The organism is Niallia sp. FSL W8-1348 (genome assembly GCF_038006745.1).
GTDB lineage: Bacteria > Bacillota > Bacilli > Bacillales > Cytobacillaceae > Niallia > Niallia alba.
This window is the reverse complement of record NZ_JBBOVV010000001.1, coordinates 2850225-2866947: the sequence shown is the minus strand read 5'-3', so window position 1 is coordinate 2866947 and position 16723 is coordinate 2850225. Positions and strand designations below refer to the sequence as shown.

Sequence of the window (16723 nt, the reverse complement as noted above, 5' to 3'; positions counted from 1 at the left end):
TTGATGAACCCCACTTTCTTCCGGGATTGCCTTAAAAGTGGCTTTCATTCCCTTGATGAACGCCACTTTCTTCCGGGATTACCTTAAAAGTGGCTTTCATCTCTAATGATCACCTTTTTCAACGCGGATTCCCCTTAAACTATTTCATACTTTATCCCATTTTCACATTTTATATAATATTGTATATTTAATGTAAACTATTTCCTTAAGAAAAGGTGATGAAAATTAATAGATTCTATTACGCAACTATAGTGACCATCTTTCTTTTAATTTTAGTTAGTGTAGATATGATTACAGAGATAGTTTTTGTGATTGTATTTATTCCATTGAGCATTTGGATGCTGTTTATTGGCATAGCTGAATTTAAAAAAACTTTTAAGATAAAATAGCTCTCCTGCACTAAACAAACTTCCTCTCCCAAAACAAAAAAGAAGCACCTCCTAACGAGATGCTTCTCCTCCATAATATCCCTTAATCAACTGATCCATTACCCAGTTTGTTCTTGCCCCACTAATTCCAGTGCTTGGACTAGTACCTTTTCCAGTTAACTCATCCACCATTAACTGAATCAAATGTTGCTGAATGTGACGGGGATTTTCGATTACCCACTCTTCCGTTGTCTCTGGTGTTGTTAATGTAATGGGACCATTGCCAAAGGTTGCGAAGGTTAATTTGCCTTTGCTTCCAGTGATTTCATTTTCATCGATGTGGTCATGGGCACTGAAACACCATGTGCCTGTTCCGTGAATACCTGACTCAAATAGATAACTGCCGGTCACTATATCTTCTGCTTGATAGCTGCCATTTTGATTGGTTGCGAATCCTTTCGCTTCTTTAATTGGACCTAGTAGAAAATCTAGGATATCCAATGTATGGCTTGCTAGATCAAGGAAAAGACCACCGCCTGCAAGTTCTGGTTGCACTCTCCATGCTTGATCGTCCTTTAAGGCAGGTTGATATTGAATCGTTCGCACAAATCGAATATCCCCTAATACACCACTATCAATAATTTCTTTTATTTTAAGAAAACGAGGAAGTGCTCGTCGATAATAAGCGACAAATAAAGGGACATCTGCTTGTTTACATGCTTCAATCATCTCTAGGCATTCTTGATAATTTCTTGCCATCGGTTTTTCTACATACACTGGTTTGCCTGCTTTTGCGGCAAGGATTGTGTATTCTTTATGAAAAGCTGGTGGAGTAGCGACGTAAACCGCGTCTACTTCTGGATCGTTGATCAAGGCTTCCGCATTGTCATACCATTTTGGAACATTATGACGCTCGGCATAATCCTTTGCCAATTCTCCATTTCTTCGCATGACTGCGACTAGCTTTGAATTTTCTGCTAATTGAAAGCCTGGTCCACTCTTAACCTCTGTTACATCTCCACAGCCAATAATTCCCCAACGAACTTCATTTTCTATCAATTTCATTTTTATTTTTCACCTCCCTTTCTTATTCGCTATTCTATTTTTAAAACCCTTTATTTTTTATAAATATGTCTAGTCAATTCAAATTTTTATTACTTGCCCAGTATAAATAAGATTAATATTCTTTATCTGTGGATTCTTTGCTTGGATTGCTGAAATAGTGGTACCATATGTTTTGGCGATTTTCGTTAATGTTTCGCCACTTGAGACAATATGGATCGTTTCTTCTTGTGGGTTAATCCAAGATCCGGGCTTTCCTGCTACCGTTGTAACATTTATCATCCCTTGTGAGGTATTAAAAATCGTATATGTTCCTGGTTTGACGGTTCCTCTTTTATTTTGACCAGATTTGGCATCTGCCGCTGTCAGGAATGCATCAGTTTCTTGTCGTACCGTATACTTACTCGTCTGTACCACTTCTGTTCCCCAATATCCAGGCTCTTGCATAATTCGATTTCGGTCGATATTAACGCCTTCTATGATAATATTATTTTCATGTTGATACATATGAATGAAGGGAGCGATTTCTCCGCGCGACCACGCATAAGTTTGCCAAAAATAATCAGCATAATCCCGCAATGCGTACATCACTGCATAGGAACCATATATCCCTACTTTATATGACCTTAACTGTTTTTTTATTGCTGAAAAATAAGCTTGAATTAGCTGCATTTGCTTCCCTGCCACATCATAATCAACGGCAAAATAGATGGCCGTTCCCTCAGGTTGCCCGACTGCCTTCGCCCACTTTTCTGCATCCTTTCCATCCACTATTCCCTGCTTTTCCGTAAAATAAGAAAGTTTATTAGCGCTTTTTTGAAAAATACTAATTAGTTTTATTCCTGTCTTTTGGATAATCTCTGCCTCTTTCTTGTCAAATGACTTCCAGCTGTCTCCTAAATATCGTGCCGCATAGCGGAATCCTGCTCCTTTTAAATCCTTTGCCATTTTCTCTGTTAATTTGGTAGCACAATCAAATCCTAGTGTCATCTTTATCACTCCTTTTTCTTTTTATATAGAAAAAAAGCTAATAAAAGGTCAGCTGAATTTTGGCTTGTAACAGAAATGTTACCTGCTCATCCATGTCGCCAATCCTTGAAACTGTTATACTGGAAGAAGAAAGGGGCGACTAAAGTGAGACAATATGATTATTCACAGATTTTCCGAGATACATTTATCAAAGAAGCTATCGACCGTGTCGGTGCAGGGATTGTCATTACAGACCCTAGCTTAGAAGATAATCCTATTATTTATGTCAATAAAGGCTTTGAAACACTAACCAACTATCAAGCGGTTGATATTTTAGGAAAGAACTGTCGTTTTTTACAACAAGGAGCCAAAGATCAGCCCCAGCTTCAACACCTTCGAAATGCGATTGCGAAGAAAGAATCCATTGTGGTTACATTAAAGAATTATCGAAAAAATGGAGAAATGTTCTGGAATGAACTGTCGCTCTATCCTATCTATATTGGTGAGGAAAAGAAGTTATTCTTTGTCGGCATTCAAAAAGATATTACCGTTCAAAAGGAATCCGAGCAGCTTATTAAGGAATACATAGATGAAATTAATAACTTATCGACACCAATTATTTCTGTGCAAAAAAATGCCTCTGTTCTTCCCCTTATCGGCAATTTAACCGAAGAACGTTTTAGCCAGATGGTCACCAATATTGCGGAATATGCCGCTAGAACAAAAGAAAACTATTTTATAATCGATTTACAAGGACTGCTTAAATATGATGAAACTGTTCAACAAGGAATTATCCGGATTAAAGATATCCTTGCGCTCATGGGCACAGAACTAATTATTACCGGTATGCAAGTCAACATGGCAATTGATACGATTGAATATACATATGGAAAGAAGTTAAATATGCGTGTTTACCCAACATGTCGGGATGCGCTTGAAGCTATTTCAGCTACTGATGCTTGAATAATAATCACCCTTTCTTCTCACACTAAGAAAAAAAGGGTGATTTTTTATGACTAATTTTCTGCTGACGAATTTATTCTCTACCTTTCTCTTGCACCGTAATTTGCAGTGGCATCGCAAGCTTGTTTGGATAGCTATCCCGTTGTTTTTTCTATTTATGATTGTTCAAGCTAAATATATTGTTAATCGGTTGAAAAAGAATACCTTTCATTTTTAAATCTATGGGGAACAGGGATAAAATCCTTTCGCCTTTCTCCGCTAAATCTCTATTGATTATGTTTCCGTTTACATGTATAACTATCATATAGACATGAAAAAGGGTGAACATATTGAATAATAAGATTATACTTTTCATCAACACAGTCGCTCAGTATACGACTGCTGGGTTTTATTTTTGGATATATCTTTTTCGTGGCGGTCTAGTGTATGGCTTAGTTCCTGCTGGCATTGGTCTGATTCATAGCATGGAGAGCATTCATAACGAGGTAGAATATAGCATTCGTATTGCCTTCGAGGAGGCTTACCAGAAACATAAAGATAATAAATCGCTTTCCTTTATTGTCTTTTTTCTTACCATTATTAGTCTGATTTCGGTTTACTATTCTTTAATTGTGGTGAGCCCAGTACTTGGCTTTTTTCAATTCCCACTTGTTTTCTTCACTTTTTTTGCATGGATTTATTATATTTACTGCATCTATTTTCTTGCTGATCCTCCGAGGGGCAATGGGGAGAAAAAATGGATTTATGCCCTTGCATTTGACACATGTATTCGTCGTTTCTTTAATAGCATTATCATTCTCGCAACATTAATTGCAATTAGTTTTCTCGTTCGTATTAATTTGCTAGTATTCATCTTCTTTGCTCCGCCACTGACGATTTTTTTGACAAAATATATTGTGCCTAAGGTGAAATAAACCAAAAGAGGATGGGACATAACTAAATAGATACTCTGTAAAGACGAACAATTTCTAATATAGCTAGTAAATAGCGGCTGCTTTCGCATACTTTTTACAAGAGGAAATATAATTAGTTGGAAAAACAGAGCAGCCGGAATACACGAAGACTCCTATGGGATTAGCGAGACAGTCTGAGACCCTGCAGGCCACAGGCCGAAGCGGCTCAGCGCGAGCCCCATGGAAAGCGAAGTGTATTCCGGCTGCGGGGAATCGCACCAAACTTCATGGAAACATCCTTTGAAAAACAAATAAAAGCCCGAACAATTATACGGAACATTCATTAGCATCTTCGTATAATTGTTCGGAATTATCCTTGGCTGGAATACTTATGTCCCAGCCTCTTTTTTATTAACTATTTTCTTGTTTTTATAAATAATACGGAGCAGCACTCTTAAAATTAGTTTTATTTGACCGAACCAGATACTCCATTATAAATGTGTTTCTGTAATGTCAGGAACACGATTAAAATTGGCAGGATAACGATGATGACACCTGCTAGGATAACTGGCCAATCTGTGCCGTATGGACCTTTGAAGGCAAATAGTGCAGTTGAAATAACCTTCAAGTCTGGTGACGGCATATAAAGAAACGGGTTATAGAAATCGTTGTAAATTCCTACGCCACTGATGATTAGGATGGTGATCATCGGTGCTTTTAATAATGGAAGAATGATTTTACGATAGATGGTAAAATATGATGCTCCTTCCAAAATTGCTGCTTCGTCTAGCGAAACAGGAATGTTTTTCAAATATTGTAGGAAGATATAAACGGCAATTACATCTGTTCCTAAGTTAAGCACAATCACAGACCAAATGGTATTGAATAAACCCATTCCATTAATGATTTGGAAAGTTGCCACCTGTGTTGTAATACCCGGTATGAGTGTTGCAAGAAGGAATAGTGCTAGAATAACCTTCTTCATTTTGAAATTAAAGCGATCAAGAACATAAGCTATCATTGTTCCTAAAAGGAGTTTTCCAATAATCGATGCGATAAAGATAAGAATCGTATTTTTAAAACCAGTAAGCATTTGCCCATCGATAAATGCGGTTACGTAATTGCTGAAAGTAAAATTCTTCGGCAATTCTAAGACACCTGTTGTTAAAAATTCCTGTTTGGTTTTAAAGGAGCCGATAATCACAACTAAAACAGGTACGATAGCAACGGCTGCTCCGAGTAATAAGCTTCCATATTTGACGAAAAATCCAAGGATATTCTTTATCATCATCGCAGTCGTTAATCCATTGTCGCTTTTTATTCCTGTTTGTTTTTCAAATCCTGCTTGTGATTTCATACTATTTCGCTCCTTTCTCTCTTGTTAAGTATTGCTGCAGCAAGGTCACAACAATGACAATAACAAGTAATACTAATGCCATCGCAGAGGCTAATCCGACTTTGCTGAACTTAAATGCAGTGTCAATCGTCTGGATAACGAATGTCTTTGTACCATTTGATCCGCCTGTCATAATGTAAGGAATTTCGAATACGCTTAGTGATCCGCTAATACCGAGAATAATATTTAAGAAGATGATTTGTTTAATGCTTGGCATGATAATATATCGGAATTGCTGCCAGCGATTTGCTCCATCAATCTCTGCAGCTTCATAAATTTCTGAATCAATAGACTGAATAGCACCAAGAAAAATAATGAAGTTAAAGCCCATATAACGCCAGATCGACGTAAATGCCATCGAAACGTTATTAATCGAGCGATCTCCTAACCATAAACGGATTTGATCTTCTAATCCTAAGAAAGATAAAACAGTATCTAACGTCCCTCCACCTTTGTAGAAGTATAAGAAAATAAACCCAATTGCTACCCCATTCAATAAGTATGGGAAGAAAAGAATCCCTTTCCAAAGATTCGCAAATTTCACTTTAAAGGTTAAAACCGTTGCAAAATATAATGCGATTCCTAATTGCACGAATGTTGCAAAGAAATAATATAAACTTACTTTAAAAACGGAGAAATATTCAGGAGTAGTAAAAATTCGAATATAGTTATCCCAGCCAACACTTTCACTTGTTGGACTTATTCCATTCCAGTTTGTAAAGCTATACTGTACCATTTTAAATAAAGGATAATATGAAAATAACAAAAGCAAAAATACTGGTAGTGCGGAGAACAATACAATGATTAATCTTCTTTGCCCATCGTACCCCAATTTAATTTTATTCATCTTGCCTACACCTCTTTATTCTTTCGATAACGCCTATTTATGGAAAACTTATTCACCTCCATCGGCGCCGGAGCAAAATATAAAACTACCTAGAACGGAACTCTCTTTTGTTATAGCAATGTAAAAGGAATAAAGTGAAACTTCCATCAGTGGGGATTTTCCTTCCTCCCCCACTGATGGTTAGTTGAACCATTCGGACCTTTACGGACAGTTGATCTTCCTCGTATTCTTATAAGCTTACGGTTGAGTCTTACTGTCCGTTAAGAGTGGATAAATAATAGCTACAAAGTATGGATGCTACTCTCTGCTGTGTTCCGTCTAAAAAATGATTTTTACAAAAACTTATAATAACGAAGGTTACCTTAAGAGATTGACTCTTTTAAGATAACCCTCCATTCTTTAAAACTGTTGTTTTTCTATCTGTTATCTGTTGTTGTTGTGTTCTAATCGTTCTCATTAAACCATGAGCATGTAACTGCTTTTTTGGTTTATTGACCAACTTCTTCGATTGCTTTGCCCCATTTTTCGTTGAGGTCTTTCATGATATCTTCAAAAGATTCTTTCGTGTTTCCTTTTGCAGAATCCACGATTCGTTGTTTCGTTGCATCTGTTGTGCCTAAACCAATTTCAGAGCTGTTGTTAATATCAGCAAATAATGATTCTTTTCCAGCAGGTGCAGGGGTTGGTTGGAAGAATTCCACGCCAGCTGTTTCCATTGATTTAAGAGCAGCAGGTAGTTGTGCTCCAACTTTTGGAGAAATACCACCAGTATCAGCAGCATAGTTAGACTCTTCTACAAACCAATCTAAGAAAGTACGCGCTGCTTCTTTATGCTTGCTGTTTACGTTAATACCGATATTGTAGTCTCCACCAATTGTAGTATATTGTTTTCCATCATGTGTTGTTGGGAATGCCGCAAATTGGATATCTTCTGGATTTTCTGCTAATGCTTGAACCTGTTCAATTGCCCAGCTTCCTAATACCATTGCTGCGATTTTTCCATCAGCAAGATCTTGCTTAGATTGTTCCCAATCTGTCGTTGTTGGGTCCGCTTCTGAATAGCCTTCTTTTACCGTATCATAAAGTAATTTGTAGATAGTATTCATTGGCTTTCCATCGTCAAATGGCGTTTTATCTGTTGTTAGCTCATTCGTGAAGTTTGGATCTCCTGCTGCGGATTCACGTACGAAATCCCAGTTAGACATTGCCCAGTTAGAAGCATAGTTTGTATATAATGGTGTACTATCCGGATTGGATTCTTTAATTTTTCCTAATGCTGCTATGAAATCTTCTGGTGTTCTTGGGAATTCGGTGATTCCAGCATCATTGAACACTTTCATATTGACAAGTACACCTGTTGTATTTACTGCAATAGGAATACCGTATGATACTCCGTCATATGCACGGTCTGTTAATAGTAAGTATTTTTCTTCTAATTCTTTCTGATCACCAAGTGGCTCAAAGAAATTTGTGTTGTCTTCTGGCTTAATAGTTGTTGGAACCATTAATACATCGCCGTAGTCTTTTGAATTCATACGAATTTGCATTTGGCCAGCATAGTCAGTAATTGTCTCTACTTTCACTTCAATGTCAGGATGTTTTTCATTGAATTCAGCAATGTATTCATCCCATTTCCCATTCCCAGACCAGTCTGTTTTGTGGTTAATAAAAGTGATTGTCTCTTTACCGTCTGCGCCTTTTTCTCCTTGCTTGTCCGAATCACTACTACAAGCACCCAGCATTAACGCAGCTGCACTAGCAATTAGGCCAAAACGAAATAGTTTGTTACTTTTTTTGATCCCCATTCTATTTTCCCTCCAAATAATTAGGTCATATAAAGAGTTGAAGCTATTCTGAAAACCCTATCATTAAGCGCTTACAAACATATTCTACCATGGATATTTTCATTTGTATAGACTTTTATTATAAAAGTAAGTACAAATATTTTCCGTTGTTTTATGAGTGGTTAAGCGTATACATTTTGTTGTTTTTTGAGATAGTAGTTGGTTTTTTATTTGAGATACTTGCTACTAAACAGGCTTTGATAACCTTGCCATGTTACCTTTTGCTTGCTCTCCCAGCTTTACTTTGATTTGACCCCCTCGATGAACACCACTTTTTCACTTAACCATGCTTCCAATGGCTTTCATTCCTCTAATAATCACCGCTTCTCTCTAAATCCACTCCTCATTCCCACCAACAGAAGAATAATAATCTTTAATCACTTTCTCCGCTGCTTTTCCATACACTGCGTAATCTTGATCACTACTTGCTCGTTCAATTGGATAAAGATGAGCTTTCCAATCCCATAGGGCAAAGCCTTTTACCCAGCTTCTTTTGCTTGTCGCTTTAAACATGGCTTCATACCAACTTTTTTGGACTTCTTCGCTGAATTTTCCTCTTTTTGTCCAGTCATTTGGAAGTACATCTCCCCCTACCCAGCTTGGACAACCGGCTTCACAAAAAAAGAATGGTTTCTGATGTTTCTCGACTACCTTTTCAATGCGGTCTAATTGTGTTTCCCACGCATCAATCGGGTAATAGCCGCTAGATGAAATTACATCGACAGCATCCCACCATTTTAAGACATCTTCTTGGTATTTATCGCAATTGTAGGTAATTAATCCATTGTAAACTTTGCGCACTTCCTTTATAAGATGACGCCATTCTGCCTCTCTTCTGTCTGCATTTACTAACTCGCAGCCAATAACAAACATCGGGCACTTCATTTCCTCTGCTATTTTCGCATAGTGAAGAATGTACTCATTATAAGATGCGAACCACTCCGACCATTTTGGTTCACATGGTACATCGGTGTCGAAAAAATTAATATGGGCACGCCATGTGCCGTCCGAAACGTTTACCATTGGTTTTAAAATAACCTTCAAACCCATTTTGTTAGCGCATTCAATTAATTCCACCGTTTCATCATCACTAACTACATTCGGATGATTCCTCCAATTGATAGTGATGGATTGTGGGGTATCCTGCTCTGCTACAACAGTAAGGACAATATGCTCAACCGCACATCTTTCTTTTAACAACTGTAGTGATTCTTTTGTTCTTGCGTCTTGCCATTCTCCCCTTTTGTTCATAAATCCAAAGCTAAAACCTTTAATGAATTCCATCGAGATTCTCTCCTTTTCATCTATAAACCTATATAAATATAAAGTTTTATATTGAATTGTCTATACTTTTGTTGTAAATTAATTATATATTTCGACTTCTGATATGTAAAGAACCAATCGGGAGAAAAAATAGACAATTTAATAGAAAGAAAGTGACAGAATGGAAGATAGCAAGAAAGAATACTATAGGAAAATGTTGTATTTCACGATTCCTATAACCATTCAGCTTTTGATTACTTCGGGTCTGAATATAATTGATTCGATTATGGTAGGTAGACTCGGAGTAGATAGTATTGCCGCTGTCGGTATCGCCAATAAATTTACGCAAATTCCAACAATCCTGCTACAGGGATTTGCTAGTGGCGCGACGATTTTTTGTGCACAATACTGGGGGGCCAGAAATAAAAATGGCATTAGTCGCTCTATTATTTTTGTAAGCGTACTCACCATGATTTTCTCCCTTTTCTTTACGCTTTTGACCCAGTTTTTCTCCTATCCGATTCTTGGCTTCTTTTCATCGGATATGTCTGTTAAACAATTGGGAGGCGAATTCCTTCATATCCTTGGTTACTCCTATGTTTTTACTGCTTTATCGATGATTTTTGTAATCGCTTTAAAAACAACAGGCGAGGTACGGAAACCGACCTACTATAGCGTAATTGCTTTATTAGTTAATACTCTATTAAACTATGTCTTAATTTACGGTAACTTCGGGGCGCCTGCTTTAGGGGTCGAAGGAGCTGCGATTGCTACGCTAATTGCGCGGATCATCCAAACAGGTCTTTTATTTATGCTCCTTGTAAAAAAAGAGTTCATTTCTTTATCGATTATTAAAAAGAATCTCGATGTTTTCCGAAGCAGTTTAAGCAAGCATTATTTTAAAATCACGATGCCATCAATTATCAACCATGGTACGTGGACACTCGGCGATACGCTGTTTTTCTGGCTGTATGCGTCGTTGGGTACAAATCAAACAGCCGCTATTTCGATGATTGATCCGATTATTTTTATTTTCACCTGTATATTTACTGGAATAAGTGATGCCTCAGCGGTAATGATTGGAAACCAGCTTGGAGCAAATGATAAGAAAGGGGCATTTCAGTATGCTAAGAATTTCATCCGGATTACAACGGGTACCTCTGTTGTCGTTGGAATTCTAATTCTGATTGCGCTGCCACATGTATTATCTCTTTATCAACTTACCCCAGAAGTAGAACAACTTGTTTACGGAATTATATTTGTATATATTCCCTATTCGCTTGCGAAAAATTTAAATTATATTAACAATGTAGGCATTCTTCGTGCCGGTGGAGATACAAAATACGTGATGTGGTTAGATACGATCGGCGTGTGGCTCATAGGTCTGCCACTTGCGGCATTAGGCGTATACTTCCAGCTACCTTTGTTTGCTGTCTATGCACTTGCTAACTCCCATGATTTTATTCGAGCTTTCTTGGGAATAAAAAGAACTTATACGAAAAAATGGATTCGCAATATCGTTGAAGGGTAAAGAGTGTAAAAAAGAGGAGGAGTTACGATGAAAAAAGTAGAGTTTATCGAAGAGTTAGAGAATCGCATACTGCCATTTTGGTTGAATTTAGTAGATAAGGAGAATGGCGGTTTTTATGGAGTCGTTGATTACAATCTCAAGATTCATCCTGAAGCCCATAAAGGAGGCGTTTTAGGTGCTAGAAACTTGTGGACCTTTTCCGCTGCATATCAGTACAAACAAGACCCAGCCTATTTAGAAGCAGCCCATCATGCCTATGAATTTTTGAAAAATAAGCTTTGGGATCATGAAAATGGTGGCATCTATTGGCTCGTTGATTATAAAGGCAATCCTGTTCTTTCATCAAAACACGTTTATGCACAAAGCTTTGCACTGTATGGCTTAAGTGAGTATTATAAGGTGTCTAAAGATACGGAAGTATTAGCATTAGCACAAAAATTGTTTTACCTCATTGAAAATATTTGCTATTCTGAAGCCTTGAATGGGTATCTGGAAGAGTTTCATGCCGATTGGACGAAGAAGGAAAATGTTTTATTAAATGAAGGTGCGGAGGCTGCTTTTACAACAAATAGCCATTTGCATATTATCGAAGCTTATACGACACTCTATCAAATTTGGCCTGACGAAAAGCTATTAAGTAAAATCGATAATCTATTAACCCTTTTCCATACTCATATTTTCGACCATGAAAAGCATTATTACCAAGCTGCCTTTGATCCAAATTGGAATAGCATTAAGGATACTTTCTCATTTGGCCACGATATTGAAACGAGCTGGCTTTTAACAGAAGCTTTAACAGTAACAAAGCTTGATCGTCCCGAGATCGTGGAAATAAATAAGCTTATGGCACTTGAGGTTGCAAGAGAGGGACTCGCAGATGATGGATCCCTAATGGATTACAAGGCAAATGATTTCATTCACCCTACAAGAGTCTGGTGGGGCCAAGCCGAAGCAGTAATCGGCTTCCACAACGCCTATGAATTAACGAATATTCCAAACTATTTAATGTATAGTGAAGATGTATGGAAATACATTCAAGCATCTATCCATGATCAGCGCGAAGGTGGAGAATGGTACTCCCGCATTGATGCAAATGGTGAAGTTATTTCTTCCCTGCGTGATACTAAATACTATTCACAAGAAAACATCGTCGATTCATGGAAATGCCCATACCATAATGCTCGAATGTGCTTAGAAATGATTAAACGTTTAACTGATTAAAAGGAAAGAGGTTGGGAAATAAGTATTCCAGTCATAGATAAACACGAACAACTATCAAATAATCCTAAATGATTGTTCGGGTTTTATTAGTTTTATAAAAGGCTGTTTCAGTACAGTTAGTGTTAATATCCGCAGCCTGAATACACTTCGCTTTCCATGGGGCGAGCGCCGAGCCGCTTCGGCCTATGGCCTGCAGGGTCTCGGACTTTCTCGCAGCTCCCATAGGAGTCTACGTGTATTCAGGCTGCTCCATATTTCCTACTAATTCATTTTTTCTAAAAAAACAATATTTTTTAGGGAATTGCCTTTAAAAACAGAGTGGAATGGAGCGGAAGACACTCGACTCCTGCGGGAAGTAGAGCAAAACCTAAGACCCCACAGGCTTTAGCCGAGGAGGCTTAGGTTGCTCCCCGCGGAAAGCGAGTTTCTGTAGCGCAATGGAACGAATTAGTTTTTACACTTGACTATATTTAAAAACATAAATAACCATTGTATAAAAGGAACCTTTATTTAAGTGATAAATTAGAGATTGTTCGTCTTTACAGATTGGCTATCTAGTTTTGTCCCAGCCTCTTATCTTCTATCCTTTTAGCACCTCGTCAATCGCAGCAAGTTCTTCTTCGCTAAAGTGAATGTTGTCCAATGCCTTCACGTTGTCTTCAATTTGGCTTACTTTACTCGCCCCTATTAGAACGCTTGTTACAATGCCATCGCGTAAAATCCAGGCAACAGCCATTTCCGCAAGTGTTTGCCCTCTTTCTTTGGCAATATGGTTTAATGCTTTCACTTTACCAATTGTCTGGTTAACATTTTCTTTATGTAGCCATAATCCCGTTTCTCGGTTTGCACGAGAATCTTCAGGAATGCCATTTAGATAACGATCTGTCAATAACCCTTGTGCAAGCGGACTGAAAGCAATTGCCCCGAGCTGTTTTTCCACCAGTACATCCTTCAAACCATCTTCAATCCAGCGATTAAACATGCTATAGGACGGCTGATGAATAATGAATGGCGTTTTTTTCGCTGCAAAAATTTCAGCAATCTCCCTAGTTTGCTCTGGCGAATAGTTCGAAACGCCAACATATAGAGCCTTTCCTTGACGTACCAATAAATCCAATGCTTCCGCAGTCTCCTCTAAAGGTGTTTCCTTGTCAGGACGATGATGATAATAAATATCGACATAATCAAGTCCCATTCGCTTTAAGCTTTGGTCAAGACTAGCGACTAAATACTTTTTCGAGCCACCATCTCCATAAGGACCAGCCCACATCCCATAACCCGCTTTTGTAGAAATAATCAGTTCATCGCGATACGGCTTTAAATCTCTTTCCAAAATCTTCGCAAAGTTTTCTTCCGCACTACCAGCAGGAGGCCCATAGTTATTCGCCAAGTCAAAATGCGTAATCCCTAAGTCAAACGCTCTTCTCACAAGGGCAATCCCATTCTCAAACAAATCAACATCCCCAAAATTATGCCATAACCCTAAAGACAACGCCGATAATTTCAACCCACTTTTCCCAACACGATTATACAACATCTTCTCATATCTATTTTCGTCTGCAATATACATAATGTATCCCTCTTCTCAAATTATTTAACTGCTACTTTTTGAAAAAAAAATAACAAAGTGGACTAACGATTTATTCGAATTTAGGCAGATCATTTGGTGGTTAGTCCCCACTTCGGCGGAACCGTGCCAGTTTGTTTGTGAGCTTAGCAGTTTTATATGCGCATTTTCCTAGTTTAATTGTAGGTTTGGCGCTTTTATTTGCGACTCCGACACTTTTTCTTGCGACTCTCACACTTTATTTGCGACTCCGGCACTTTTTCTTGCGACTTTCACCACTTTACTTGCGACTCCGACACTTTTTCTTGCGACTTTCACCACTTTACTTGCGACTCCGACACTTTTTCTTGCGACTTTCACCACTTTACTTGCGACTCCGACACTTTTTCTTGCGACTTTCACCACTTTACTTGCGACTCCGGCACTTTTTCTTGCGATCCCTACTTCCCAAAAGCAAGCTCATAATTATAAACAGCACCAATTAAATTAGCGTCGTTTTGAAACTCGCAAATAGCTACTTCCGGGATAAATGGGGCAATTTTTGCGCTTTCTACTACTTTTGCTAGATGAACGTTGAGCTCGTCAAGTAGTCCTTCTTTACTGGAGACGCCGCCGCCAATAATGATTTTCTCTGGATCAAAGCTGTACTGCAGATTATAGATGCCTATTGCTAAGTAGTGATAGAACGTTTCAACCTCTTCTTCTGCGATTTCATCTCCTTGTTCAGCGAGTTCAAATACTTCCTTGCCGCTTAATTCGGTTTCTAATTCCATTCGTTTAGAATAGCGTTTTGCCATATTCACGGCGGTGCCTAGATCACTGAACGTTTTATCTTCTTTAAGGAGCATGTAGCCAAATTCGCCGCCAAATAGATGTTTTCCGTGGCGGACTTTACCATCAACGATAACAGCGCCTCCAATTCCTGAACCAATCACAACAAATAGCACATTTTGCAGTCCTTTTGCTGCACCTCTCCATACTTCCGCAAGCCCAGCACAATTGGCGTCATTTTCCATTGAAACCGGGCAGCCAAATAGCTCCTCTAACTCGAAAAAAACCGGAAAGTGGTGGATATAAGGAACGGCACTTGCCCCTTCAATCACACCTTTACTCTGATTCACAGCGCCAGGAGCACTGAATGCAACACCATCAATAGTATATTTAGCGTCCATCTTTCCTTTTAGCTGAACCATCTCTTGTTTCATCTCATCCCAAGTTTTGGGAGTGACAAAAGAGCCTTTGTCCACTAGTTGTTCTTTTTCCCATACAGCAAACTTTACGGAAGACCCGCCTATATCCATTACTAATAAAGACATATGAACACCTCCTCATGTGTGCACTTTCACTCTTATTGTACTTTAAGAAAAGACCATCGCAAAAGGTAAGCGATGATCTTCTTACTATTTATTCAATCGCATTATTGGTACTTACTTCTTTGATCCAATGCCCAGACTTCTTGATTGTTTTCACTTGTGTATGAATATTGTTTGAGATAAATCCATAACGGTTACGGTAGGCATTCATCCAGCTCCAGCAATCGATTGGCGTCCATAAATGGTAACCGTAGCAATTAGAGCCTTCCTCGATTCCTTTATGAACCCATTCTAAATGCTCTTGAATAAATTCGATTCGGTAATCATCCTCGATCACGCCTTCTTCATTTAAGAAGCGATCTTCTCGAGAAACACCCATGCCGTTTTCCGACACGAACCATTCGATATTTTTATAGTTATCGCGAATGTTGATAGCAATATCATAAAGTGCCTCAGGGAAGATTTCCCACCCTTTATCTAAGTTCATGCGGCGACCTGGCATTGCGTAATTATCATAATAACGATCTGGCATCCAGTCTCCAACACTATTTGGTGCTACATCCGGCGCTTTTACGCGTGATGGATGATAGAAGTTTACCCCAAGAGTATCGATCGTATTTTCTTTTAAAATAGCTAATTCTTCTTCTGTTGATTCCCAAATTACTTTGTCTTTTGTTAAAAGTTCCACTAATGCCGGTGGGAATTCACCGTAAACTGCTGTATGAAGGAACATTTCATTGCGCCATAGGTCCGCAATTCGCCCTGCTTCCACGTCTTCTGGCTTATCGCTTGCTGGATAAGAAGGCGTCAGGTTTAAGATGGTGCCTATTTTTGCACCCTTTTCGTTCATCTTCAAATCGTGGAATTCTTTGATTGCTTTTGCAGAAGCAAGATTTAGATTGTATGCCACCTGCACTGCCTTTTTCCCGTCTACTACTTTTGGATAATGGAATTGGTACAAATATTGTCCATCAACAATTACCATTGGCTCATTAAATGTGAACCAGTGCTTCACACGATCGCCGAATAATTCGAAACAGCGACGAGCAAATTTTGCAAAAAGATCGACGACATGCTTGGATTCCCAACCGCCATATTTATGATATAGCTCTACTGGCAAATCAAAATGGTGTAAATTCATAACCGGTGTCATTCCTTGTTTAATAAATTCATCAATGACATTGTTATAAAAGCGTACCCCATCTTCGTTTAAGCTTGCTGTTTCGAAATCATCAATTAAACGTGTCCATTGAATGGAAGTACGAACAGAGTTTAAGTTGATATCTTTCATTAAAGCAATATCCTCTTCATAGCTATTGTAAAAATTAGATGCTGTATCTGGTCCTACGTGGTTATAGAATAATTCTGGCTCCACTTCATACCAGTAGTCAAAAACATTTGCATGTTGTTTATTAAAACGACCTTCACTTTGCGGTCCAGATGTTGCTGCACCCCACCAAAAATTTTCCGGGAACTTTTTCATGAT

15 protein-coding genes are annotated in these 16723 nt (G+C 38.4%); 5 read left to right on the top strand and 10 right to left on the bottom strand.

Annotated elements, in window-relative coordinates:
• Positions 1-440: 440 nt before the first annotated feature.
• Both NST60_RS13680 and NST60_RS13675 read right to left on the bottom strand, forming a co-directional pair.
• Positions 441-1433, bottom strand: a complete 993-nt coding sequence (locus NST60_RS13680; protein ID WP_341098999.1) for a Gfo/Idh/MocA family protein — start codon at positions 1431-1433, stop codon at positions 441-443.
• A gap of 78 nt (positions 1434-1511) precedes the next feature.
• Complete coding sequence (locus tag NST60_RS13675; RefSeq protein ID WP_341098997.1) at positions 1512-2420, bottom strand: glycoside hydrolase domain-containing protein; 909 nt, start codon at positions 2418-2420, stop codon at positions 1512-1514.
• Between the two features lie 144 nt (positions 2421-2564).
• Between NST60_RS13675 and NST60_RS13670 the strand changes: the two genes are divergently transcribed.
• The 3 genes from NST60_RS13670 to NST60_RS13660 all read left to right on the top strand — a co-directional run bounded on the left by NST60_RS13670 (position 2565) and on the right by NST60_RS13660 (position 4276).
• Positions 2565-3362 (top strand): PAS domain-containing protein, encoded by a 798-nt coding sequence (locus NST60_RS13670; protein WP_101729802.1) that lies wholly within the window; start codon positions 2565-2567, stop codon positions 3360-3362.
• Between the two features lie 49 nt (positions 3363-3411).
• Positions 3412-3579, top strand: coding sequence for a hypothetical protein (locus tag NST60_RS13665; RefSeq protein WP_169189352.1), 168 nt, complete (start codon positions 3412-3414; stop codon positions 3577-3579).
• 112 nt (positions 3580-3691) lie between these two features.
• Positions 3692-4276 (top strand): hypothetical protein, encoded by a 585-nt coding sequence (locus NST60_RS13660; RefSeq protein ID WP_016203329.1) that lies wholly within the window; start codon positions 3692-3694, stop codon positions 4274-4276.
• Positions 4277-4721: 445 nt separating this feature from the next.
• On the opposite strand, the gene NST60_RS13655 is transcribed toward NST60_RS13660, so the two are convergent.
• The 4 genes from NST60_RS13655 to NST60_RS13640 form a co-directional block, all read right to left on the bottom strand.
• Positions 4722-5546: a carbohydrate ABC transporter permease gene (locus tag NST60_RS13655; RefSeq protein ID WP_205835847.1), complete on the bottom strand. Its 825-nt coding sequence runs from the start codon at positions 5544-5546 to the stop codon at positions 4722-4724.
• 67 nt (positions 5547-5613) lie between these two features.
• Positions 5614-6498, bottom strand: coding sequence for a carbohydrate ABC transporter permease (locus NST60_RS13650; RefSeq protein ID WP_016203331.1), 885 nt, complete (start codon positions 6496-6498; stop codon positions 5614-5616).
• Between the two features lie 488 nt (positions 6499-6986).
• Entirely contained in the window at positions 6987-8303 is a 1317-nt protein-coding gene (locus tag NST60_RS13645) for an ABC transporter substrate-binding protein (protein ID WP_169189353.1), read from the bottom strand.
• Between the two features lie 369 nt (positions 8304-8672).
• Positions 8673-9626 (bottom strand): glycoside hydrolase family 113, encoded by a 954-nt coding sequence (locus NST60_RS13640; RefSeq protein WP_341098990.1) that lies wholly within the window; start codon positions 9624-9626, stop codon positions 8673-8675.
• A 160-nt stretch (positions 9627-9786) separates the two neighbouring features.
• Here NST60_RS13640 and NST60_RS13635 point away from each other — a divergent pair, with 160 nt between their 5' ends.
• Together NST60_RS13635 and NST60_RS13630 are read left to right on the top strand one after the other, a co-directional pair.
• Positions 9787-11136 carry an MATE family efflux transporter gene (locus tag NST60_RS13635; RefSeq protein ID WP_341098987.1) on the top strand — a complete coding sequence of 450 codons (1350 nt, stop codon included), beginning with the start codon at positions 9787-9789 and terminating at the stop codon, positions 11134-11136.
• Positions 11137-11163: 27 nt separating this feature from the next.
• The gene (locus tag NST60_RS13630; RefSeq protein WP_341098985.1) at positions 11164-12357 is read left to right on the top strand and encodes an AGE family epimerase/isomerase; all 1194 of its coding nucleotides are present in this window, start codon (positions 11164-11166) and stop codon (positions 12355-12357) included.
• A gap of 580 nt (positions 12358-12937) precedes the next feature.
• On the opposite strand, the gene mgrA is transcribed toward NST60_RS13630, so the two are convergent.
• The 4 genes from mgrA to NST60_RS13610 form a co-directional block, all read right to left on the bottom strand.
• Positions 12938-13930 (bottom strand): L-glyceraldehyde 3-phosphate reductase, encoded by a 993-nt coding sequence (gene mgrA, locus NST60_RS13625; RefSeq protein WP_224427367.1) that lies wholly within the window; start codon positions 13928-13930, stop codon positions 12938-12940.
• Between the two features lie 225 nt (positions 13931-14155).
• Positions 14156-14329 (bottom strand): hypothetical protein, encoded by a 174-nt coding sequence (locus NST60_RS13620; RefSeq protein ID WP_224427329.1) that lies wholly within the window; start codon positions 14327-14329, stop codon positions 14156-14158.
• Positions 14330-14364: 35 nt separating this feature from the next.
• On the bottom strand, positions 14365-15240 hold the full coding sequence (locus tag NST60_RS13615; RefSeq protein ID WP_341098983.1) for an ROK family protein: 876 nt from the start codon (positions 15238-15240) through the stop codon (positions 14365-14367).
• Positions 15241-15328: 88 nt separating this feature from the next.
• Positions 15329-16723 (bottom strand): glycoside hydrolase family 1 protein, encoded by a 1395-nt coding sequence (locus tag NST60_RS13610; RefSeq protein ID WP_341099853.1) that lies wholly within the window; start codon positions 16721-16723, stop codon positions 15329-15331.